A 22,085-nucleotide genomic window follows, 5' to 3' on the forward strand; every position below is an offset into this window, starting at 1 on the left:
CACATGACGAACCCAGCGGAACGACTCGTCGACCTGCTCGACCTGGAGCAGATCGAGGTCAACATCTTCCGTGGCCGCAGCCCGCAGGAGTCCCTGCAGCGGGTCTTCGGCGGGCAGGTGGCGGGCCAGGCCCTCGTCGCCGCCGGCCGGACCACGGACACGGAACGCCCCGTGCACTCGCTGCACGCGTACTTCCTGCGTCCGGGGCGACCGGGCGTGCCCATCGTGTACCAGGTCGAACGGGTCAGGGACGGACGGTCGTTCACCACCCGCCGCGTCACCGCCGTGCAGCAGGGCCGCACGATCTTCAATCTGACCGCCTCCTTTCACCAGCCTGAGGAAGGGAGCTTCGAGCACCAGCTGCCGCCGGCCCGCGAGGTCCCGGATCCCGAGTCGCTCCCGAGCGTCACTCAGGAGATCAAGGAGCATCTGGGCGCACTCCCCGAGACGCTGGAACGCATGGCCCGGCGCCAGCCCTTCGACATCCGTTATGCGGACCGGCTGCGCTGGACCCCCGAGGAGATCGAGCACGCCGAGCCGCGCAGTGCCGTGTGGATGCGCGCCGTCGGCCCCCTGGGCGACGACCCGCTGGTCCACACCTGCGCGCTCACCTACGCGAGCGACATGACCCTTCTGGATGCCGTCCGCATCCCGGTGGAACCACTCTGGGGCCAGCGCGGTTTCGACATGGCGTCCCTGGATCACGCCATGTGGTTCCACCGGCCGTTCCGCGCCGACGAGTGGTTCCTGTACGACCAGGAGTCTCCGATCGCGACGGGCGGCCGAGGGCTTGCCCGGGGACGGATCTACGACCTGGAGGGACGCCTGCTCGTCTCGGTCGTCCAGGAAGGGCTGTTCCGCAAGCTCGAGAGCTGAGACACCCCGGGAGGGGGCGAGGGCTCAGGGGTTTCTGCGCCGGAGCCAGCCGAGGAGGCCCCTGGGTCGCTCCGGTTTCTCGTTCGCGTGCTGCTGCGCTCCGGCCCGTTGTCGGACCTCGGCCGGTCGCGCCCCCATCGGTCGCGCCTCCGCCGGTCGCGGCCCGGCGGGTCGCCGCTGCTCGGCCGGGTGCCGTGGGTCAGCCGGGTGTCGAAGGTCAGTTGGGTGCCGAAGGCCGGAGGGCCGTCGTTTCCTCGCCGGGTGCCGTAGTTCGGACGGCCGTCGTGCCCCGGCCGGGTGCCGCGACATGCCGGCTGGGCTCGGCTCGGCGGCTCGCCGGTGCCCGGTCGGCAGACAGCGGTCCCTGGCCGCACCCGACCGGTCGTGGCTCTCATGCGTCGGCCGGTCGTGACCCGCGTGCACCAACCGGTCGTGGCTCAGGTGCGTCGGCCGGTCGTGGCTCACGTGCGGAATCCCCGTCTCCGGCAACGGTCGCGGGGCGGGCCGGTGATCGCGTGCCTCCGCCAGTCCGTTCGCCAGGTCGGCCTGCAGCCAGCTGACCTCGTCCGGATCAGCCGCTGTCATGATCCGGGCGGTGACGCGGGCGGCGGGTGAGTCGGGCGCACCGTGTGTGTCCCGGTCGGGGCGGTAGCGGTCCAGGTAGGCACGCTCACAGGGATCGGTGACGATCTCGGCGACCCGGACGGGATCGAGAAGCGAGGCCACGACCGCCGCGCGTGCCCATGGATCCTCGGTCTGCCGGAGCGAGAACCCGAGGTGCCGCCCCCGCCAGTTCCGGGCGCGCAGGTCCAGGCCGGCGTCCAACTGGTCGCGCAGTCCTCGGGGCACACGCCCGTTCAGCAGCGGGGCGTTCTCCTTGTTCGCGGCGAATTGCCGCAGCTCCTCGGCCAGGTACAACCACACCACGGCCCGGTACCGGTTCAGGTAGAACTTCACGGGAACGACGAGACCCAAGCGGGCGAAGCGGGTGAACCGGGCGGTCGTGATCTCCATGAGGGCCGCGCTCTCGGACGTACCGACCGCTTTGACGCGTTCCCTCAGAGCATCCGGGAAGCCTTCCTCGGACCTCACCCTGTCGATCTCCGCACGGGTGACGCGACGTCCTCCGCCACCTTCGTCGGGCACTGTGCGGATGCGGCCGAGCCGGACGGCGAGGTCGAACTCGCCCCTCTTGAGCTGTAGTTCTCGCGCGGCGCGGCTCGGCGCGAGTGTCGGCTGTGTCTCCCGCCCGGTCCGCCCGTTCGAGTCGGACAGGACGGTCGGCGTGATGGTGGCTCCGGACATGGTGGTTCTCCCCCGTGCAGCGATGTGCTGTCGCGTGCGCTTGCTTCGAGAAAAACCGTAGCCGGTTCGCCGGTATCGCGCCGAGCCTGTGGATAACCTCGGCCGCGACGACGTCTATGCAGGTCAGAGCGTTTGGAGTGTGATGTCTTCAGAGGTCCACGGAGGGTGAGTGCTCGGGCTGCCGTACATCGACATGCAGGTGTTCGCCGACCCGATTGACGAGCAGCGTCATCTCGTAGGCGACCTGACCGATGTCGGCTTCGGCCGCGCTGAGCACGCAGAGGCAGCTGCCGGTGCCCGCCGCCGTGACGAAAAGCACCGCGTCGTCAAACTCGATCATCGTCTGGCGGACCCGGCCCGCGCCGAAATGCCGACCGGAGCCTTTGGCCAGGCTGTGCAGGCCCGATGAGACAGCGGCGAGGTGTTCGGCGTCCTCCCGCCGCAGACCTGTGCTCGCCCCGGTCACCAGCCCGTCGTTGGACAGCACCAGTGCGTGGCGTATGTGCTCGACACGCTGGGTCAGGTCGTCGAGCAGCCAGTCGAGCCCCTGGTTCTCCGCCATGATCCGTCTCCCCGTGGTGTGTGGCTCCCCCTGGCCGGAGGATCCGATCGTCCAGCCTTCACCACCGTCGCCGTCCGGGCAAGGAGGATAGGGGCATGGCACACAAGATGACCGATGAGGAATGGCGAGCGTTCGTCTCGCACGGCACCCGCACTGGCAAGTTGTCGACCGTCCGGGCCGACGGACGCCCCCATGTGGCGCCGATCTGGTTCGTGCTCGACGGCGACGACCTGGTGTTCAACACGGGGAAGGACACCGTCAAGGGACGCAACCTGACCCGGGACGGCCGGGTGGCCCTCTGTGTGGACGACGACCGGCCTCCGTACGCGTACGTCGTCCTGCAAGGGCGCGCCCGGATCTCGGAGGACCTGGACGAGGTGCGGCTGTGGGCCGGTCGGATCGGCGGCCGGTACATGGGCGAGGAACGTGCCGAGGAGTTCGCGGCCCGCAACGGCGTGCCCGGTGAACTCGTCGTGCGCGTGTCGATCGAGAAGGTTCTGGCGGAGGCATCTGTCTCCGACTGATCTGCGACAGCCGACCGAGTCCAGGAGCCGGGCGGTCTCCATCCGCCCGGCGTACTCGACGAGACGGGTGGTGCATGCTCGCCACGCCCAGCCCCGTGGTGAGCCCGTCGGCGACGAGCACACCCTGACACCAACACCAACACCAACACCGACGCCAACACCGACGGCGACGATCGACGGGGTCGCTCGGCGTGCGATGCGGGATCATGCGGTGCATGAGCGACGACCACACGCATGTCCAGGAGTTCTTCTCGGCCCGCGCGGCCACCTGGGACGAGCGGTTCCCCGACGACGGTCCCGCGTACGCTGCGGCCGTCGCCGAACTGGGGCTCCGGGACGGAGATCACGTGCTCGACGCGGGCTGCGGCACCGGACGGGCCCTGCCGCCCCTCAGGAAGGCCGTAGGGCCGTCGGGCGTGGTCCTCGGCGCGGACGTGACGCCGGCCATGCTGGAGGCTGCGGCACGGGCGGGGCGTGACCGGGCCGGGCGGTTGCTTCTCGCCGACGTGGCACGGCTGCCGCTGCGTTCGGAGTCGCTGCATGCCGTCTTCGCGGCCGGCCTCGTCGCGCACCTTCCGAACCCCGGCGAGAATCTGCGGGAGTTGGCGCGGGTCGTTCGGCCCGGAGGACTCCTGGCGCTCTTCCACCCGATAGGGCGGGCCGCGCTTGCGGCATATCAGGGACGGCAGCTCACATCGTCCGACCTGCGTGCCGAGGGCAATCTCGGCCCTCTCCTGTCCGCCTCCGGCTGGCTCATGACCTCGTACGTGGACGAGGACGCCCGGTTCCTCGCGCTGGCCGAACGCCGCCTCTGACAGCACCGCTCAGCATCCCCCGGACCACACGGATCGCACGGATCGCACGGAGCCACGGGTAGCCCTGGGACCCCTGGGACTCCAGGGCTCCCAGGGAATCTGCTGAGCCGCCAAGACTTTCCCGGCGACCTCTTCGGCGACGGCGTCCGACGCCGCCGCACGGCACCGCCCTCTTCTGATGTCGAAGCTTCAACTCTACGTTGAATGGAGACAGATGGGCGATGACCGACGTAACAGCGCATGGGGGAAGGTGGGCCGAATGTCCGGCACATTGGCCAGACTCTGGAAGCTCTTCTCACGCCCACGGAGGGCCGAGTCCGGGGACTCCGTCCCGTCGGCCGGGCCGCGCCCGAAGAAGCAGACGCACAACCTGTTCGAGGCCGCGGCGGCCTACGTCTCGGCGGGCGCCGAGGACGACCAGGACGGGGTCGAAGAGGCCGCGACATGGGTGTCGCCGGAGGCTCTCTCGTTCGGGGTGAACGAGCTGGCGTGCCGGGCCGTCATCGCGCTCGCGCGGGAACGCGACGAGTCGCCCACCGCTGTGGCCCGCACCCTTCTCGGCCTGCCGACCGCCTGACCTGGTCGGAAGCGGGCCGGTCACCGCCTCGGGCCATCTCCCGTCGCCTCGCCCATGACTCGACACGCGTCGGCCCCGACCGGACAGCCGCCCCGAGCCGGGGCAGAGCCAGGGCGGAGCCGGGCCACGGCCGGAGCGCTGGCGGAATCAGCACCGCCGCGGGCGGTCGTCGCACCTCCCGCGGAGGACGGGGGGCACAGCTCCCCGCGTGATCCGGCCCGTGACAACGGCCGCGGGCGCGCATTAGGGTGCGCCGACGGATCCAGCGATGGGGAGGTAGAGATGGCCGGGACGGACGATGAGACCGTCGCCGCCGGGGACGACGACGCACTGTACGTGCTGACGGCCGTGCTTCTGACGCCGGCGCAGTTCCCCAGCGTGCTGGGCGACGACTACCCGGAGGCATGTGCGGCGCTCGGCCTCGCGCCCCTCGCCGACGGGTACGGACTGGTGCTGGGTCAGGACGGCGACGGCGCGCGGTGGACCGTCGTCATCGACGATGTCTCCCTGGTGGCCGTCGCCATCGCCTCCTGGGACTGCGGGATGGAGTACGACCTGTCGCCCGACGAGCGCTCCATGGTGGCGGCGCTGCCCGGGTGGCCGCTGGCCGTGGCCGTCGCGGCGCCCGGTGTGCCCGCTCCGCACGACCCCGCGCCCGAGATCGCGGAGCAGGCACCGCTGTGCCCGCCGGACACGTCCGCCTGGGGCGCCGCGCAGCGGCGTCTCGGCGCGGACGAGATAGCGCTCCAGTGGGCCGCCTGGCGGGAACAGATCGACGAGACGGAATTCGCCGTTCCGACGACCGGCCGGACATCCGCGCGTGACGGATCCGAGCAGCGCGGTGAAGACGGGGCCGGCGACAGCGGGCGCGAGCCGCTCAGTGGCGTCCAACGTGTGCTCGCAGAGGCGCGTTCGTATGTGGACGCGCCCCCGCCGCTCGGCCGCGTGCGCTCGTCCTTCGCCCCGGGTGACGCGCGGACGCTCCGGGCCGACGGGCCCGGTTGGTCCATGGTGGCGCGGACCGACGACATCGCGTTCGTGCTGCTCGACGACAAACCCGGGGAGATCCTCACGGTCGGCCGTGGTCCCGAGCTGCCCGGGCTGCTGCAGGCTCTGGACAAGATGGCCGTACGCCCGAACTGAGCCGGGCCGACCGCGCCCGGGACGGGCCGAGTAGCCACGCGGCCGCCCCAGACCACGCGGCCGCTCGTGGACCGCACCATCGGCGGGCCCACGAGCGGCGACGTGGTCGGCTCCCGTGCTCCGGAGGGAAACCGATCGGGCGAGTGGCCTCAGCGGCCGAGTTCCTTGCGTCCGACGCGTCGCAGCCTGCGCCGCTGCGAGGGGTCCAGCGTCAGATACGCCGCCGCGGGAACCCCCAGGACGATCAGCAGCGCGGCCCACCAGGGCAGCCAGAAGAGCAGGATGATGCCGGCCGCGACACCCCCTGCGGCTATTTTCGCGTTCCTTGACATGTGCGTAGCCTCCTCAGCGGCCAGTACCGCTCTCTGTCTTGAGAACGGACCCGGGCTCCCGGCGGTTCCGGACCGGACCCTGATACGACCCTGAGGCGCACCCCCTACTCGACCCTGAGGGGCTCTCCGACCTCGTACATGTGCCGCAGGGCCTGACGGTAGGACTCCACCAGTCCCGTCTCCGCGTAGGAGATACCCAACTCCTGGCAGTGCGCACGCACCAGGGGCTGGGCGAGCCTCAGATTGGGGCGGGGCATGCTCGGGAACAGGTGGTGCTCGATCTGGTAGTTGAGGCCGCCGAGGAACCAGTCGGTCAGGGTGCCGCCGCGGACGTTGCGCGAGGTGAGCACCTGCCGGCGAAGGTGCCCCCATCCCTCACCGTCGGGGTCGGGCATCTCCATGCCCTTGTGGTTCGGCGCGAAGGCCATGCCCAGGTGCAGTCCGAAGAGCGCCTGGTGGATCGCGGCGAAGACGAGGGCCGTGCCCAGCGGCATGGAGGTCAGCAGCAGGGTCACGTAGGCGACGAGATGCGCGATGAGCAGGGGGGCTTCGACCAGCCGCTCACGAAGAGACTGCGTGCGCAGGTTCTGGAGGCTGTGGACCTTCAGAGCGACGCCTTCGAGCAGGGTGAGCGGGAAGAAGAGCCACGCCTGGTTGCGGGTGAGCCAGCGCTTGAGACCGGAGCGGTCCGTCGCCTGCCCGCTGGTCCAGACCAGCACATCGGCCTTGACGTCGGGGTCCTTGTCGATGTGGTTGGGGTTGGCGTGGTGACGGTTGTGCTTGTCGTTCCACCAGCCGTAGCCCAGGCCCAGCAGCAGATTGCCGTGGACGAGTCCGATCACGCGGCCCGTCGACCGGTTGTTGGTGATCTGGAAGTGTCCCGCGTCGTGGCCTATGAAGGCCGTGCGGGCGCACAGCACCGCGAACACCGGCGCCAGGAGCAGCACCCACCAGGATTCACCGAGCATGTAGACGCCCGTGACGACGCCGGCCAGGGCGAGCGCGTTGCCGGCGATGGTGAGTCCGTACCAGCCCTGCCGACGGCCCAGGAGCCCCGCGTCTTTGACGGTCCGCAGGAGCGGGGCGAACTCGCTGGCGACAGCGGCCCTGGGCGGCGGCTCAGCGAGGGCGGCGGAGGTTTCGGGCATGGCGGGACTCCGGTCTTCGGGTGACAGGCTCGGCGGCAACAGAACCGACCTGGGAAAACGTACGGATTCATGCCCCTCGGTGACCATGGCGTCAACACCCGGGTCCGAACGGGGGCCAGCTCGACCCTGGGGTGGACCTGACACCACCCCTGGCAGGTAAGAACGGGCACGAGAGAGGGCACTTGGCGTACCTCATGTCGTGCTGTACCCTCGGCGACCCCGACCCCCAGTAGTCAAATTTGAGGAACACAGTCATCGCTGTGCAGAGGATTCCTGCCCCCACACCCTCCGACGTCTCAGAACTGGCCCGCCGCCGCGCCGTATTCATCCCTGCCGACCCGGCCCGGACGGGCAGGGTCGCCTTCTGGCTGCCCGAAAGTGAGGAACTTCCGCCCGTCGGCTCCGGTGCCGTCGAGCAGGTGACACTCGTCCTTCCCGGCGGGGACGGCGTCGAACTGGTGACGGCGCCGACCGTCGTGCTGCCGGTGCGGACGGCGCTCCCGGTCCTCACGCGCGCGCGTGCCGGCACACGGACCCACGGGGCGACCGCCTTCTGGGGTGCCGCGGCCGTGCTGGCGCTGCAACTCGCGGCGCGTGGCCTGCTGCTGCCCGGCCTCAGCGCCGGTGACCACGACGCGTGGCGCGCGGGGCCTCTGGGCGCGCAGGACCTCGCGCGGATCCGTGAGCTGGCCGCCGCGATGCCCCCGCACGCCCACGCGGTGCCCGTCGACTCGGACGAGCCGCTGCGACTGCCCGACCCCGAATGGCTGCTGCGCGCCTTTCTCGACGCCGTCGCCGACACTCTGCCCCGCTCCCCCGCCGCGACGCTCGCCGCGGGCGGCCCGGCCTTCGCCGCCCGCGAACCGCAGCACGTACCCGAGCACCGCGCGTGGGCCGCCGATGTCGCGGCGGGCCACGACGCCGGCGTACGCGTCTCGCTGCGCGTCGAGGTACCGGGCCTCGCGTCGGTCGTCCCGGACGAGACCCGGCCGGCGTTCCGTGCGGTGCTGCAACTGCACAGCGTCAGCGACCCGGCCCTGCTGGCGGACGCGTCCGAGGTGTGGAGCGGGCCGCACACGGCCTTCGGCCCGCGCGCGCGGATGGACGCCCTGCTCGCGCTGCGCCGTGCGGCCCGGGCCTGGGCGCCGCTGGCTCCCCTGCTGTCGGCGGCCGTTCCCGACTCGGTCGAGCTCGCCGACGAGGAGGTGACCGAGCTGCTGGGCGAGGGAGCCCGTGCTCTCGCGACCGCCGGCGTGGAGGTGCACTGGCCGAGGGAACTGGCACACAGGCTGACGGCCCGCGCGGTCATCGGTCCGCCGGACGAGGAGCAGGAGGGGAACGGGCGGGCCTCGGACGCGCCGTCCTTCCTGGGGGCCGACGCGCTGCTGGCGTTCAGCTGGTGGTTCGCGCTGGGCGACCGGCAACTGACGCGCCAGGAGCTGGACCAGCTCGCCGAGGCGAACCGTCCCATGGTGCGGCTGCGGGACCAGTGGGTCCTCGTCGATCCGCACGAGGTGCGCAGGGCCCGCGCCCAGCAGGACCGCAAGCTGACCCCCGTCGACGCGCTGAGCGCCGTCCTCACGGGTTCGACGGAGGTCGACGGTCGCAGGGTCGACGTCCGGCCCACGGGGTGGCTGGCGGCCCTGCGGGACCACTTGTCGGACCCGGAGGGGCAGGAGCCGGTGGCGCAGCCTCCCGCGCTGGCCGCGACCCTGCGCGACTACCAGCTCCGCGGGCTCAGCTGGCTGGCCCGGATGACGTCCTTGGGGCTGGGCGGCTGCCTCGCGGACGACATGGGCCTCGGCAAGACGATCACGCTCATCGCCCTGCATCTGCACCGCCAGGCCGACGAGTCCACCGCGGGCCCCACGCTCGTCGTCTGCCCGACGTCCCTCATGGGCAACTGGCAGCGCGAGATCGAGCGCTTCGCCCCCGGCACCCCGGTGCGGCGCTTCCACGGCGCGCGTCGGACCCTGGAAGGGGCGGCCGCCGGCGAGTTCGTCCTCACTACCTACGGCACCATGCGGCTCGACACGGCCCGCCTGGCGGACATGTCGTGGGGCATGGTCGTCGCGGACGAGGCACAGCACGTCAAGAACCCGTACTCGGACACCGCCCGGCAGCTGCGGACGATCGACGCACGCGCGCGTGTGGCGCTCACCGGCACCCCCGTGGAGAACAACCTCTCCGAGCTGTGGGCGATTCTCGACTGGACGACACCGGGGCTGCTCGGCCGCCTAGGCTCGTTCCGCAACCAGTACGCCAAGGCGGTCGAGGGCGGGCAGGATCCCGCAGCGGCGGACCGGCTCGCGCGGCTCGTGCGGCCGTTCCTCCTGCGCCGCCGCAAGTCCGATCCCGGCATCGCGCCGGAACTGCCGCCGAAGACGGAGACCGACCGTGCCGTCTTCCTCACCAAGGAGCAGACGGGCCTGTACGAAGCCGTGGTCCGCGAGACGCTCGCGGAGATCGCCGGCGCCGACAGCATGGCGCGGCGCGGACTGATCGTGAAGCTCCTCACCGGGCTGAAGCAGATCTGCAACCATCCCGCGCAGTTCCTCAAGGAGGACCGGCCGAAGATCGCCGGGCGCTCCGGAAAACTGGAGCTGCTGGACGAGTTGCTCGACACCATCCTCGCCGAAGGGGCATGCGTCCTGGTCTTCACCCAGTACGTGCGCATGGCACGCCTGATCGAGCGTCACCTGAGCACGCGCGGTGTGCACTCGCAGTTCCTGCACGGAGGCACGCCCGTCCCCGAGCGCGAGGCCATGGTCCAGCGCTTCCAGGACGGCGAGGTGCCCGTCTTCCTGTTGTCGTTGAAGGCCGCGGGCACGGGCCTCAACCTCACGCGGGCCGAGCACGTCGTGCACTACGACCGCTGGTGGAACCCGGCCGTCGAGGCGCAGGCCACCGACCGCGCGTACCGCATCGGCCAGACCCGGCCGGTCCAGGTGCACCGGCTGATCGCCGAGGGGACCATCGAGGACCGCATCGCGGACATGCTGCTGCGCAAGCGGGAGCTGGCGGACGCGGTGCTCGGATCCGGGGAGTCGGCCCTCACCGAACTGACGGACGCGCAACTGGCCGACCTGGTGGAACTGCGAGGGGGCGCCCGATGAGCGATCCGTACGAGAACACTCCGGAGCGCACTTTCGCGGCCCTGCCGCCCGCGAGCGGCCGGGGCTTCGCCCAGAGCTGGTGGGGGCAGGCATGGCTCAAGGCGCTGGAGGACGCCACGCTGGACCTGCAGCAGCTGAAGGCGGGCCGTCGGCTCGCGCGCGCGGGAGCCGTGGGCGCCGTGTCGGTCCGTCCCGGGCGTATCACCGCGGTGGTCCAGGACCGCGACCGCACGGCGCACCGCGCGGACGTCCTGCTGCAGGAGCTGTCCGAGGAGCAGTGGGACCGGTTCCTGGGGATGGCCGTCGAGCGGGCGGGGCACATCGCGGCGCTGCTCGACCGCGAGATGCCGCCGCACCTGGTCGAGGACGCGGCGGCGGCCGGTGTCGAGCTGCTGCCGGGACTGGGTGATCTGGAGGCGGAGTGCGGCTGTGACGCCTGGGACCACTGCGGACACACCGCCGCGCTGTGCTACCAGGTGGCGCGGTTGCTGGACCAGGATCCGTTCGTGCTGCTGCTCCTGCGCGGCCGCGGTGAGCGAGAGCTCCTCGACGCGTTGCAGGTGCGCAGCCTTCCCCCGGCCGTCGGGACCCCTGCGGTGCGGCAGGAGACGCGCGAGGGTGTGGACGCCGCCGAGGCGTACGCGGCGGGGGACATCCTGCCGCCGTTGCCCGAGGCACCCGCCGTGCCCGCTGAACCGGGTCTGCCGCCCTCGCTGGACACGGAGGCCGCTCCCGCTCCCGGAGTCGATCCGGCCGCGCTCCGGTTCCTGGCGGCGCAGGCCGCCCGGGAGGCGCACCGGATGCTCGTCGACGCGCTCGGAGCCGGTCACGAAGAGCGCGATGTCGAGGCCGACCTCACGCCGGCGCAGGATGCCGTGCGGCTCGCGTCGGGCGGGCCCGGGGCATCGGTGGCGGCCCGGCTCGCGGAGGGGTCCGGGCGCGACCGCGAGAGCCTGACGCTCGCGGTCCGGGCCTGGGAGTACGGAGGCGTGCCAGGACTCGACGTACTGGAGGCGGAGCGGGTCGTGGGGGCCGAGACGCTCGCACGCGCGCGTGCCGCCCTGGAGTCGGCCTGGGAGGAGGGCGAGCGGCCTGTCCTGCGTGCGGCCGGAAACCGCTGGACCGTCGTGGGCGGCCGGACCCAGCTCCGTCTGGGCCCGGACGGCCGCTGGTGGCCGTACCGAAAGGAGCGCGGCCGGTGGACTCCCGCCGGTCCGCCGTCCCGGGACCCGGCGACGGCGCTGGCGCTGGCCGCGGGGCAGGAGTGACACCGGGCCGGTCGGGGTGACACGGGCCGCGGAACAGCGCTGACAGGGGTCCGCGGGGACCGGCAGGACGTGGCCCGCCCCCACCGGACGAGCGGTGGACGCCGGGCGTTCACCGGCCGGCCGTACGGCGTTCGGGGTGAGGGCGAAATCTGGCGCATGTCAACAAACGTGTGCCTCAGGAGGCCCCATGTCCCCGTACGCCGCAGGCCGGCGCCGTGTCCACCGCTCCGTCGCCACGGGGGTGCCGCTCGCCGTGCTGGCCGCTCTCGCGGTGGCCGGTCCCGCGGTCGGCGCGCCTTCAGGTGACGCGCGGGACGCACGGGACGCGCGGGTCACCGGCTCGGCGACGCTCGGCGACATCCCTCTCGGCACGTTCAGCAACGGACTGCTGGCGGGCACGGTGGCCGACGACCGGGGCGTGGACCTCGGCGGTATCGGTAGTGACATCTACCCGGCAGGCCGCAAGGGAGAGTTCTGGACTGTCACCGACCGCGGGCCCAACGGCCAGATCAAGGTGGACGGGGAGAAGCGCCGTACGTTTCCCGTGCCCGGCTTCGACCCGGCGATCGTGAAGATCCGGGTGTCCGGTGCCGCCGTGAAGGTGCTGGACGCGATCCCGGTGACCACCACCGCGGGCGAGCCCGTGACCGGCCTGTCCAACCAGCGGGCACGCGACGAGGCGCCGTACACCTACGACGCGAGGACGCCGCTGTCGTACAACCCGAACGGTCTGGACACCGAAGGGATCGTGCGCGCCCAGGACGGCACTTTCTGGCTCGTGGACGAGTACGGGCCCTCGCTGGTCCACGTCTCCGCGCGCGGGAAGGTGCTCACCCGGTACGTGCCGGAGGGACTGCGGCTGACCGGCGCGGGCTACCCGGTGGTCGAGGCACTGCCCTCGGTCCTGCTGCACCGGAAGATCAACCGGGGCTTCGAAGGGCTCGCCCTGCTCCCTGGCGGGGATCTGGTGCTGGCCGTGCAGAGTCCGCTGTCCCTGCCGGACACGGATGCGGGTGAGGAGTCGCTGACCACGCGCCTGCTGCGCTTCTCGCCGAAGAAGCGGGCGGTGACCGCCGAGTACGCGTACCGGTTCGACCCGGTGGGCGTGGTCGACCCGGGCGAGGACGACACGTCCGAGCTGAAGATCTCGTCCGTGGTGGCCGTGGGCCGCGACCGGCTGCTCGTCGAGGAACGCACCGACAAGGCCGCCCGGTTGCAGGTCGTGCGGCTGAGCCGCGGCGCGGACATCCTCGGGGACAAGTGGGACGACAACACCACGTCGCCGTCGCTCGAGCAGCTGGCGGATCCCGCGGCGTCCGGTGTCCCGGTGCTGCGCAAGCGTCTCGTCGTCGACCTCGGGAAGGTGAAGGGGGTGCCCGGGAAGATCGAAGGCGTCGCGCGCGTGGATCGTGACACGCTCGCCCTGATCAACGACAACGACTTCGGGATGACGGACGGGACAGAGGCGTTCGACGCCCAGGGACGTCTCGTGGACAGCGGGATCGAGACCACCGTGACCTACGTACGACTGCCGCGCGGGATCTGAGCGACGGCTGCGCGCTGCCCGCGCGCGCGTGGCTCACCTCAGTGGCCGTTCGAGTTGACGGTCGCCCTGGCCGGTGTCCGCGGCCAGGCTGCAGGTGACCTTGTCGATGCCGACCTCGAAGCCGGCGGGGTCCGGGTACTGCACCAAGGTGCCGGCCACAGTGCCGGCGGGCTGCCTGGCCGCCTTGGCGTCCAGGGGCGCTCGGCACAGGTCCGATGCCGCCTTCTTGAGGGCGGCATCAGACGTGTACGTACCCTCCAGTTCGGTCACCGTCACGACCTCGGCGTCGTGCCTGCCGTCGCAGGGCCGCTTCACCGCCTGCCCCGGCCGGCCGGCGTCGACGTCGAAACAGTCTCCGGCTCGCAGCATGTAGTACGGCACTTCGTCGCTCGCGAGGGACGGAGGCAGCGATTCCAGACCGCTGGGCAGCTCGGACGGCACGCCGGAGGGCGGCGACGGCAGTTCGGTCGGCAGTTGCGACGGGACGCTCAGCGAGGGCGACGGCAGTCGCCCCGTGGAGGAACCGGAACTGCTCTCCGACGGCTGCTTCCTGTCCGGGGAGTCGTCATCGCTGGCCGCCACCAGTACGACCGCGGAAACCGCGCCCACCCCCAGGACCACGGCCAGCAGGAGCAGGAGCATCCGGCGGCGCCGGCCCGGGCCGCCCGGCGGTCCGGGTGGCGGAGGTGGAGGCGGCTGATGGCCTCCTCCACTGTGCCACGACGGCCCCTCGCCCCCTGGAGGCGGGCCGTAACCCGCGGGAGGAGGCCCGAAGCCCTCAGGCGGTGGACCGTATCCGCCACCGCCGTAGGGCGGCGTGCTGTCCGGCGGTCGAGGCGGCTCTGGCGGTAAGGGCGGCGTGGCCATAACGTCAAGAGTCGCCTCGAACCGGTCACGAAGCGACCCCTGCGCGAAACTTGACACGGACTCATACAGGGATCGCATGATTCCGGACGCTTCCGCGCAAGGGCCCTTCCGCACGCCGCCGACCGCCGTGCCGGAGACGACCGCCGTGCCGGAGGCCACCGCCGTGCCGAAGGCGACCGCCGCGCCGGAGGGAATCTCCGTGCCGCGCCGCGATCAGCCCCGCGCCCGGTCAGCCGCGGGCGGCCAGCAGGTGGTCCATCGCCAGCTGGTCGAGGTGCTCGAACGCCATCCCGCGCGCGGCGGCCGCTTCGGCGTCGAAGTCCTCGAAGGAGGCGCGGTCCGCGAGCAGGGCCTGGAGGCCGTCCGAGGCGGTGGGCTGTGCCAGTTCGTCCAGGCGCGAGGCACGCAGGGCTTCCTGGACCTCGGGGTCGGCCCGGAAGGCGGCGGCCCGGTCGCGCAGGATCAGGTAGTTGCGCATGCATCCCGCGGCCGAGGCCCACACACCGTCGTAGTCCTCGGTCCGCGGCGGCTTGAAGTCGAAGTGCTTCGGGCCCGCGTAACCCGCCGTCTCCAGGAGGTCCACCAGCCAGAAGGCGGCCCGCAGATCGCCCGCTCCGAAGCGCAGGTCCTGGTCGTACTTGATGCCGTTCTGGCCGTTGAGGTCGATGTGGAAGAGCTTGCCCGCCCACAGAGCCTGGGCGATGCCGTGCGGGAAGTTCAGGCCGGCCATCTGCTCGTGGCCGACCTCGGGGTTGACGCCGTACAGTTCCGGCCGCTCCAGGCGCTCGATGAAGGCCAGCGCGTGTCCGACCGTCGGCAGAAGGATGTCGCCGCGGGGCTCGTTCGGCTTGGGCTCGATCGCGAAGCGCAGGTCGTAGCCCTGGGAGGTCACATACTCGCCCAGGAGGTCGAAGGCTTCCTTCATCCGGTCCAGTGCGACGCGTACGTCCTTCGCGGCGCCGGACTCGGCGCCCTCACGACCGCCCCAGGCGACGTAGACCTCCGCGCCCAGCTCGACCGCGAGGTCGATGTTGCGGATCGTCTTGCGCAGGGCGTAACGGCGCACGTCACGGTCGTTCGCGGTGAAGGCGCCGTCCTTGAAGACGGGGTGGGTGAACAGGTTCGTGGTGGCCATCGGCACGGTCATACCGGTCGTGTCCAGAGCCTGCCTGAAGCGCTTGATGTGCGACTCGCGCTCGGTCTCCGAGGACCCGAAGGGGATCAGGTCGTCATCGTGGAAGGTCACTCCGTAGGCGCCGAGTTCCGAGAGGCGCTGTACCGACTCGACCGGGTCGAGGGCGGCCCGGGTGGCGTCGCCGAACGGGTCCCTTCCCTGCCAGCCGACGGTCCACAGGCCGAAGGTGAACCTGTCCTCGGGGGTGGGCTGGTAGTTCATGCCGCGGCTCCTTGCTTGCTCCGACTATTTCGTCATGGCGCTTAACAAATTAGTATGCGAAGGCATCTCTGGGAAGAGACAAGATGTCTCCGAAGAGGCACAGCGGGTGCGAACGGGGCTCTGCCGGCCCCGATCGGACCCGAAAACACCAGGTCAGAGCCCGCGGAGCCGCGGAAAAGGGAGAGCCCGATGTCAGCAGCCGAGGGTCCGCTCGTCGTCGGCGTGGACACGTCCACCCAGTCCACCAAGGCCCTGGTCGTGGACGCGGCCACCGGAAAAGTGGTGGCGAGCGGCCAGGCGCCGCACACGGTGTCCTCAGGAGCGGGCCGGGAGAGCGATCCGCGGCAGTGGTGGGACGCCCTGCGCGAGGCGCTGCACCAGTGCGGGGACGCGGCACGCGAGGCAGCCGCGGTGTCCGTCGGCGGCCAGCAGCACGGGCTCGTCACTCTCGACGCCCAGGGCGCTCCGGTACGCCCCGCGCTGCTGTGGAACGACGTACGGTCGGCGCCGCAGGCCCGCCGTCTCGTGGAGGAACTGGGCGGCCCCAAGGCGTGGGCCGAGCGCACCGGCAGTGTGCCCGGGACCTCCTTCACGGTGACCAAGTGGGCGTGGCTCGCCGAGCACGAGCCCGAGTCCGTCCGCGCCACCGCGTCCGTGCGACTCCCCCACGACTACCTCACCGAGCTCCTCACCGGACTCGGCACGACCGACCGGGGGGACGCCTCAGGGACGGGCTGGTGGGCGTCCGGGACGGAGGCGTACGACGAGGAGGTCCTCGGCCACGTCGGGCTCGACCCCGCCCTGCTGCCCCGGGTGGTCTCGCCGGGCGAGGTCGTCGGGACCGTACGCGACTCCGACGACCTGCCCTTCTCGAAGGGCACGCTGGTCGCTCCGGGCACCGGTGACAACGCCGCCGCCGCGCTGGGGCTCGGGCTGCGGCCGGGTACCGCGGTGCTCAGCCTCGGCACGTCCGGCACCGTGTACGCGGTGTCGACGCGGCGGCCCGCGGACCCCACCGGTACCGTCGCGGGCTTCGCCGACGCGCGGGGCGACTGGCTGCCGCTGGCCTGCACCCTGAACTGCACCCTCGCCGTGGACCGCGTCGCAGCCCTTCTCGGCATCGACCGGGAGGCCGTCGAGCCCGGTACGAGTGTGACCCTGCTCCCCTATCTGGACGGCGAGCGCACCCCGAACCTGCCGCACGCCTCGGGTCTGCTGCACGGGCTCCGGCACGACACCACGCGGGGGCAGCTGCTCCAGGCCGCGTACGACGGGGCCGTCCACTCGCTGCTCGGCGCCCTCGACCTGGTGCTCGACGAGGACGCCGACCGGTCGGCGCCGCTGCTGCTCATCGGCGGGGGCGCGCGGGGAACGGCCTGGCAGCAGACCGTGCGACGGCTGTCCGGGCGTCCCGTCCAGGTGCCCGGGGCCAAGGAGCTGGTCGCGCTCGGCGCCGCGGCACAGGCCGCAGGTGTACTGACCGGCGAGGACGCCGCGGCGGTGGCCCGACGCTGGAACACCGCACACGGGCCGGTGCTGGAGGCCGCGGAACGGGACGAGGCGGCGCTCGCGCGGATCGCCGGGGTACTCTCCGACGCGGCCCCGCTGCTGGAGCGGGAGGCCGATCAGCGCTGACGCCGCGTCGCCTTCGGGCAGCCGGGGGCCGGTTGTCGCCAGCTCCCCGGACCCCACGAGTACCGGGCTCCGAAGGCGCCGGCACGAAAAGGACAGCCCTCAGGGGACCGGCCGGACGAGGACCGACTCAGGCATGACCGCACCGCTGCACGAGGCCCACCCCAGCAGTCCTGGCCGACGGCTGCCCGACACGCAACAGGGCATGCGCCGCCGCAACCTCTCGCGGGTGGCGCACGCCGTGAACGCCGGCGGACCGCTGTCCCGCGCGGCCGTCGCCTCACGGATCGGGCTGACCCGGGCGGCCGTCTCCACCCTCGTGGACGAACTGATCCGCTCGGGACTCCTCGAGGAACTGGGCCCGGAGCGGCCGGGACGGGTGGGGCGGCCCGGTTCGGCACTGGCCCTGAGCGGACGCGGCCCGGCGGGCATCGGCGCGGAGGTCGGCGTGGACCATCTCGCCGTGTGCGCGGTCGACCTGCGCGGCACCGTGCGCGCCCGGGCCGTACGGCACGGCACCAACCGCGGCCGTGCTCCCGAGCCCGTACTGCGCGAACTCACCTCGCTGATACGGCAGGTCGTCGCCGAGGCGGACCAGGAAGGGCTGTGGCCCGCGGGTCTGGCCGTCGCCGTGCCCGGTCTGGTGGCGCGTGACGCGCGGACCGTGGTGCGTGCCCCCAACCTCGGCTGGCACGACACCGACCTCGGGCCGCTGCTGCCGGACGGGCTGCCGCTGACCGTCGACAACGAGGCGAACTTCGGCGCCCTGGCCGAACTCTGGCTCAACGAGGAGGCACCGCGCGACTTCCTGCACGTCTCCGCGGAGATCGGCATCGGCGGGGCCGTGGTCGTGGACGGCCGGCTGCTGCGCGGGACGCGTGGCTTCGCGGGAGAGCTGGGACATGTGCCGGTACGGCCCGAGGGTCCCGCGTGCGCCTGCGGCGGCCGCGGCTGCCTGGAGCAGTACGCGGGTGAGGAGGCCGTGCTGCGCGCCGCCGGCCTGGAACCCGGCGGGGACCGTGTCGGGCTGCTGGCCGAGCACGCCGCGGAGGGCGACAGGAACGTTCGGCGAGCCCTGCGTGACGCCGGTACCGCGCTGGGTGTCGCGCTGACGGGCGCCGTCAATCTGCTGGACCCGGAGGCCGTGGTGCTGGGCGGAGCGCTGTCCGGGCTCGCGCCGTGGCTGCTGCCGTCGCTCGAACGGGAGTTGGCCCGCCGGACGGCTGGTCCCGCCTGCGCGGTGTCGGTCTCCGGGCTCGGCCCGCAGGGTCCGCTGCTGGGAGCCGCGCATTCCGTCGTACGGGCCGTACTGGACGATCCGGCGGCGGTGGGCGGCGGATCGTAGGGGCGCTCAGGAGGCTGCAATGCCCCTTTCGGGTGACCGAGTTGTCCACAATCACAGTGCTGTCCACGGACCTGGGTCCGCTCTTCCTCCTCAACCGGCACGGCCCGTACCGTGATGCACGCAAGCCACCGCCATCGCAGGAACGGAGCAGTGCCGACATGAGTGACCCTCGGATCCTGACCGTGCGACCCGAACCGGGCGACTACGCCTGGACGTTCGGCGGTGTGCCGCCCGTAGCCCGCATAGCGCCGGGTACGGTCCTCGACCTCTTCACGGAGGACTGCTTCGCCGGGCGGGTGCGCTCCGAGAAGGACTTGGTGTCCGAGGTGTGCGAGTTCCCTTTCCTCAACCCGCAGACCGGGCCGTTTCACGTGGAGGGCGCGGAGCCGGGCGACACCGTCGCGGTGCACTTCGTGTCGATCGAACCGGCACGGGACTGGGCGGCGTCGACGACGGTCCCGCTGTTCGGGGCGCTGACATCCACGCACACCACGGCCACGTTGCAACCGCCGCTGCCGGAGACCGTGTGGATCTGGCAGCTCGACCGGGCGCGCCGCACCGCGCTGTTCACCGCACGGGACAGCGACATCCGGATCGAACTGCCCATGGATCCGATGCACGGCACCGTGGGAGTGGCGCCGGCCAACCTGGAGGTGCGCTCGGCCCTGGTGCCGGACGCGCACGGCGGCAACATGGACACACCGGAGATGCGGGGGCCGGCGTCACGTGCTACCTGGGGGTGAACGTGGAAGGCGCCCTGCTGAGCCTCGGCGACGGCCACGCCCGGCAGGGAGAGGGCGAGACCTGCGGGGTCGCCGTCGAGTGCGCGATGAACACCGTGGTGATCGTCGAACTGCTCAAGGGCGTCTCCACCCCGTGGCCCCGCATCGAATCCGACACGCACATCATCTCGACCGGCTCGGCACGCCCCTTGGAGGACGCCTTCCGAATATCGCAGCTCGACCTGGTGCGATGGCTGGTGCGCGACTACGGGTTCAGCGAGCTGGACGCCTACCAGTTCGCCACCCAGACCGTCGAGTCGCCGCTGGCCAACGTCTGCGACACCAACTACACCTGCGTGGCCAAGATCCGCAAGGAGTGGCTGCCCGACCGGGAGACGCATCGCGGGCTGCATGCGCGGATGCGCGAAACGGCCGCGGCGCTGGGGCGTTGAACCCTGTCCCCATGGTTTGACCTGCGACCACCGCCAGTCCGGACCGCCGTCCACCGCCAGTCCGCCGCCGTCCATCGCCAGTCCGGAGCGCCATCCACTGCCGGTCCGGAGCGCCGTTCATCGCCGGTCCGAACCGCCGTCCGGCGCCGGTCCGGCCCGCCGTCCCCCGGCTCGTATCCCTCCCACCGAGCACGTCACCGTCCCCCGAGAGGAAATCCGTGGACCGAGCCAAGTTCCCACCCGTCTCCCTGCCCACCTCCCTGTCCGTCTCCGTGCCCAGCAGGCGGCGCCTGCTCCAGAGTGCGGCGCTCGCCACGCTCTCCACCGCGCTGCTCCCCGCCCCACGGGCGGGTGCGGCCCCGAGGGGCATGGACTATCCGCCGTCCGAGTGGTCTCCGGCGAACAGGGCCAACTACACGGTGGCCGACCGCCCGGCGAGCCATCCCGTCGACTTCGTGGTCATCCATGTGACACAGGCGACCTACCCGGACACCCTCGCCATCTTCCAGAACCCGAAGAAGCAGGTGTCCGCGCACTACGTCGTCCGCTCCGCCGACGGTCACATCGCGCAGATGGTGCGTGAGCGCGACATCGCCTGGCACGCGGGCAACTGGGACTACAACACCCGCAGTATCGGCATCGAGCACGAAGGCTGGGTGGACAAGCCGGCGTACTTCACGAACGCCCTGTACGAGGAGTCGGCGAAACTCACCGCGGCGATCTGCGACACGTACGCCATCCCCAAGGACCGCTCACACATCCTCGCGCACTATGAGGTGCCGGGCAGCGATCACACCGACCCGGGGCCGCACTGGGACTGGACGCGCTACATCAGACTCGTCAACTTTGCCTGACCGGCGACCGGCGACCGGCGGTCGGCGGTCGGCGGTCGGTGGTCGGCGGTCGGCGGTCGGCGGTCGGCGGTCGGCGGTCGGCGGTCGGCGGTCGGCTCGTGCGGGGCCTCGCGACGACCCGTGCCGGGCGCGCCGCGACGCTTGTCGGCGTCGGCCACGCGAGTGACGATGGCACCAGTGGCTTCGCATCCAGTTCCCAGGCCGTCCGGGGAGGCCGAATTGACCGATCCATGGGTGGCCCTCGATCCCGGTGCCGACCCCGCCGAGCGGATGCGCGTGCTGCGGCGCGCACACGAGACGTTCACCGAGGTGGGCACGGTGCCGCGGCCGGTGCGATCCGTGGTCGCCGAGTCGTGGCGGCGCTCGGCACGGGCCGGCGTCGGGCCGGAGGGCTCCGCGCGGGTGGAGCTCTGCGACGGGGATCTCGGCTCGTACCGGGCGGAGCACCCGTTGGCGCCGGTGATGCCGCTGGTCCGCGAACTCATGGGCACGTTCGCGTCGGACGGCGAGCATCTCCTCGCGGTGTGCGACGCCCAGGGCAGACTCCTGTGGGTGGAGGGGCACCCCGGTACCCGGCAGAAGGCGGACGGCATGAACTTCGTGCCGGGCGCGCGGTGGGCGGAGTCCGCGATGGGCACGAACGCCCCGGGTACGGCGGTCGCGCTCGACCGGCCGGTGCAGGTGTTCGCCGCGGAGCACTTCATCCGGCGGGTCCAGCCGTGGACCTGTGCGGCTGCCCCCGTGCACGACCCGCGCACCGGCAGGCTGCTCGGCGCGGTCGACATCACCGGCGGGGACGGGCTCGCGCATCCGCACAGCCTGGGCTTCGTCCAGGCCGTGGCACGCGCCGCCGAGTCACAGCTGGCGCTGCTCACGCCGGTACCGGCCGCCACCGACGCCCTGCAGCTGACCGCTCTGGGCCGGGACGAGGCGCTGCTCGTGGCGGGCGGCCGCAAGCTGCGTCTGAGCCGCAGACACAGCGAGCTCCTGGTCCTGCTGTCCCGGCATCCGGACGGCCTCACCGGCGACGAGTTGCTGTGCGCGCTGTACGAGGACGAGTCGGTGACGCCGGTGACACTGCGCGCCGAACTGGCCCGCCTGCGCCGTCTCCTCGGGCCCGGGATCCTGGGTTCACGGCCCTACCGGCTCGCGGTTCCCGTCGAGTCCGATGTCGCGGTGGTGGAGCGCAGGCTGGGCGCCGGAGCGGTGACGGCGGCCGTGGCGGCGTATGCCGGTCCGCTGCTGCCCGGGTCGCGGGCCCCGGCGGTTGTGCGGCTGCGTCGGCGGCTGGCGGACGGGCTGCGCGCGGCCCTGGTCTCGGGTCGCGACCCCGATCTGCTGGCGCGCTGGGCCCACGCGGTGTGGGGCGAGGACGACCTCGACGTGTGGAGGGCGCTGGCCGCCACCCGGCCGACGCCTCCGGTACGGGCCCGCCTGGCCGAGTTGGAGGCCGAGCAGTCCGTCTCCCCCGGGTGGGCGCGACGCTGACGGGCACGGGCGCCCCGTCCGCAGGCACCGCGCCGTCCGTCACCGGTTCAACGCTGCTGCCCAGTGCCCACCAGTGCCACGTACCCCCGTACCCCCGTACCCCGTGCCCGGTGCGCA

Annotated in this window: 17 protein-coding genes and 2 pseudogenes; 13 read left to right on the top strand and 6 right to left on the bottom strand. The window is 72.1% G+C overall.

The genetic code is table 11. From position 1 onward, the window contains the following. Window positions 1-3: 3 nt before the first annotated feature. The gene (locus ACFYXC_RS24990; RefSeq protein ID WP_389554103.1) at window positions 4-876 is read left to right on the top strand and encodes an acyl-CoA thioesterase; all 873 of its coding nucleotides are present in this window, start codon (window positions 4-6) and stop codon (window positions 874-876) included. Between the two features lie 447 nt (window positions 877-1,323). On the opposite strand, the pseudogene ACFYXC_RS24995 reads toward ACFYXC_RS24990, so the two are convergent. Next, window positions 1,324-2,181 (bottom strand): annotated as a pseudogene (locus tag ACFYXC_RS24995) (DUF6397 family protein); the annotation flags it as partial. 148 nt (window positions 2,182-2,329) lie between these two features. After that, complete coding sequence (locus ACFYXC_RS25000; protein WP_388921551.1) at window positions 2,330-2,743, bottom strand: roadblock/LC7 domain-containing protein; 414 nt, start codon at window positions 2,741-2,743, stop codon at window positions 2,330-2,332. A 95-nt stretch (window positions 2,744-2,838) separates the two neighbouring features. On the opposite strand from ACFYXC_RS25000, the gene ACFYXC_RS25005 reads away from it, so the two are divergent. The 4 genes from ACFYXC_RS25005 (at window position 2,839) to ACFYXC_RS25020 (ending at window position 5,802) form a co-directional block, all read left to right on the top strand. Further along, window positions 2,839-3,267, top strand: coding sequence for a PPOX class F420-dependent oxidoreductase (locus ACFYXC_RS25005; RefSeq protein ID WP_388921548.1), 429 nt, complete (start codon window positions 2,839-2,841; stop codon window positions 3,265-3,267). A 215-nt stretch (window positions 3,268-3,482) separates the two neighbouring features. After that, window positions 3,483-4,082, top strand: coding sequence for a class I SAM-dependent methyltransferase (locus ACFYXC_RS25010; protein WP_389554104.1), 600 nt, complete (start codon window positions 3,483-3,485; stop codon window positions 4,080-4,082). A 259-nt stretch (window positions 4,083-4,341) separates the two neighbouring features. Further along, complete coding sequence (locus tag ACFYXC_RS25015; RefSeq protein WP_389554105.1) at window positions 4,342-4,659, top strand: hypothetical protein; 318 nt, start codon at window positions 4,342-4,344, stop codon at window positions 4,657-4,659. 282 nt (window positions 4,660-4,941) lie between these two features. After that, on the top strand, window positions 4,942-5,802 hold the full coding sequence (locus ACFYXC_RS25020; protein ID WP_389554106.1) for a hypothetical protein: 861 nt from the start codon (window positions 4,942-4,944) through the stop codon (window positions 5,800-5,802). A gap of 149 nt (window positions 5,803-5,951) precedes the next feature. On the opposite strand, the gene ACFYXC_RS25025 is transcribed toward ACFYXC_RS25020, so the two are convergent. Both ACFYXC_RS25025 and ACFYXC_RS25030 read right to left on the bottom strand, forming a co-directional pair. Next, window positions 5,952-6,134: a hypothetical protein gene (locus tag ACFYXC_RS25025; protein WP_388921539.1), complete on the bottom strand. Its 183-nt coding sequence runs from the start codon at window positions 6,132-6,134 to the stop codon at window positions 5,952-5,954. Window positions 6,135-6,238: 104 nt separating this feature from the next. Beyond that, window positions 6,239-7,282, bottom strand: coding sequence for a fatty acid desaturase family protein (locus ACFYXC_RS25030; protein WP_389554107.1), 1,044 nt, complete (start codon window positions 7,280-7,282; stop codon window positions 6,239-6,241). Window positions 7,283-7,542: 260 nt separating this feature from the next. Between ACFYXC_RS25030 and ACFYXC_RS25035 the strand changes: the two genes are divergently transcribed. The 3 genes from ACFYXC_RS25035 (at window position 7,543) to ACFYXC_RS25045 (ending at window position 13,212) form a co-directional block, all read left to right on the top strand. Continuing rightward, on the top strand, window positions 7,543-10,398 hold the full coding sequence (locus tag ACFYXC_RS25035) for an SNF2-related protein (protein ID WP_389554108.1): 2,856 nt from the start codon (window positions 7,543-7,545) through the stop codon (window positions 10,396-10,398). Continuing rightward, window positions 10,395-11,666 (top strand): SWF or SNF family helicase, encoded by a 1,272-nt coding sequence (locus ACFYXC_RS25040; RefSeq protein WP_389554109.1) that lies wholly within the window; start codon window positions 10,395-10,397, stop codon window positions 11,664-11,666. The genes ACFYXC_RS25035 and ACFYXC_RS25040 overlap by 4 nt, the downstream gene beginning before the upstream one ends. Window positions 11,667-11,853: 187 nt before the next feature. Then, window positions 11,854-13,212: an esterase-like activity of phytase family protein gene (locus ACFYXC_RS25045; protein WP_389554110.1), complete on the top strand. Its 1,359-nt coding sequence runs from the start codon at window positions 11,854-11,856 to the stop codon at window positions 13,210-13,212. Between the two features lie 33 nt (window positions 13,213-13,245). Here ACFYXC_RS25045 and ACFYXC_RS25050 read toward each other — a convergent pair whose 3' ends face one another. Together ACFYXC_RS25050 and xylA are read right to left on the bottom strand one after the other, a co-directional pair. Further along, window positions 13,246-13,854, bottom strand: a complete 609-nt coding sequence (locus ACFYXC_RS25050) for a hypothetical protein (protein WP_389554111.1) — start codon at window positions 13,852-13,854, stop codon at window positions 13,246-13,248. A 454-nt stretch (window positions 13,855-14,308) separates the two neighbouring features. Beyond that, window positions 14,309-15,475 carry a xylose isomerase gene (gene xylA / locus ACFYXC_RS25055; RefSeq protein WP_388921521.1) on the bottom strand — a complete coding sequence of 389 codons (1,167 nt, stop codon included), beginning with the start codon at window positions 15,473-15,475 and terminating at the stop codon, window positions 14,309-14,311. A 189-nt stretch (window positions 15,476-15,664) separates the two neighbouring features. Here xylA and xylB point away from each other — a divergent pair, with 189 nt between their 5' ends. The 5 genes and pseudogenes from xylB (at window position 15,665) to ACFYXC_RS25080 (ending at window position 21,968) form a co-directional block, all read left to right on the top strand. Then, on the top strand, window positions 15,665-17,110 hold the full coding sequence (gene xylB / locus ACFYXC_RS25060; RefSeq protein WP_389554112.1) for a xylulokinase: 1,446 nt from the start codon (window positions 15,665-15,667) through the stop codon (window positions 17,108-17,110). A gap of 133 nt (window positions 17,111-17,243) precedes the next feature. Further along, the gene (locus ACFYXC_RS25065) at window positions 17,244-18,452 is read left to right on the top strand and encodes an ROK family protein (protein WP_389554113.1); all 1,209 of its coding nucleotides are present in this window, start codon (window positions 17,244-17,246) and stop codon (window positions 18,450-18,452) included. Window positions 18,453-18,610: 158 nt separating this feature from the next. Then, window positions 18,611-19,626: pseudogene (locus tag ACFYXC_RS25070) on the top strand (acetamidase/formamidase family protein). A 218-nt stretch (window positions 19,627-19,844) separates the two neighbouring features. After that, a complete protein-coding gene (locus ACFYXC_RS25075; RefSeq protein WP_388921508.1) occupies window positions 19,845-20,480 on the top strand; it encodes an N-acetylmuramoyl-L-alanine amidase in 636 nt (211 codons plus the stop codon). A 219-nt stretch (window positions 20,481-20,699) separates the two neighbouring features. Then, the gene (locus ACFYXC_RS25080; RefSeq protein ID WP_389554114.1) at window positions 20,700-21,968 is read left to right on the top strand and encodes a GAF domain-containing protein; all 1,269 of its coding nucleotides are present in this window, start codon (window positions 20,700-20,702) and stop codon (window positions 21,966-21,968) included. Window positions 21,969-22,085 lie beyond the last annotated feature (117 nt).

Source organism: Streptomyces sp. NPDC002701 (genome assembly GCF_042889045.1).
In the GTDB taxonomy this organism is placed as follows: Bacteria; Actinomycetota; Actinomycetes; order Streptomycetales; family Streptomycetaceae; genus Streptomyces.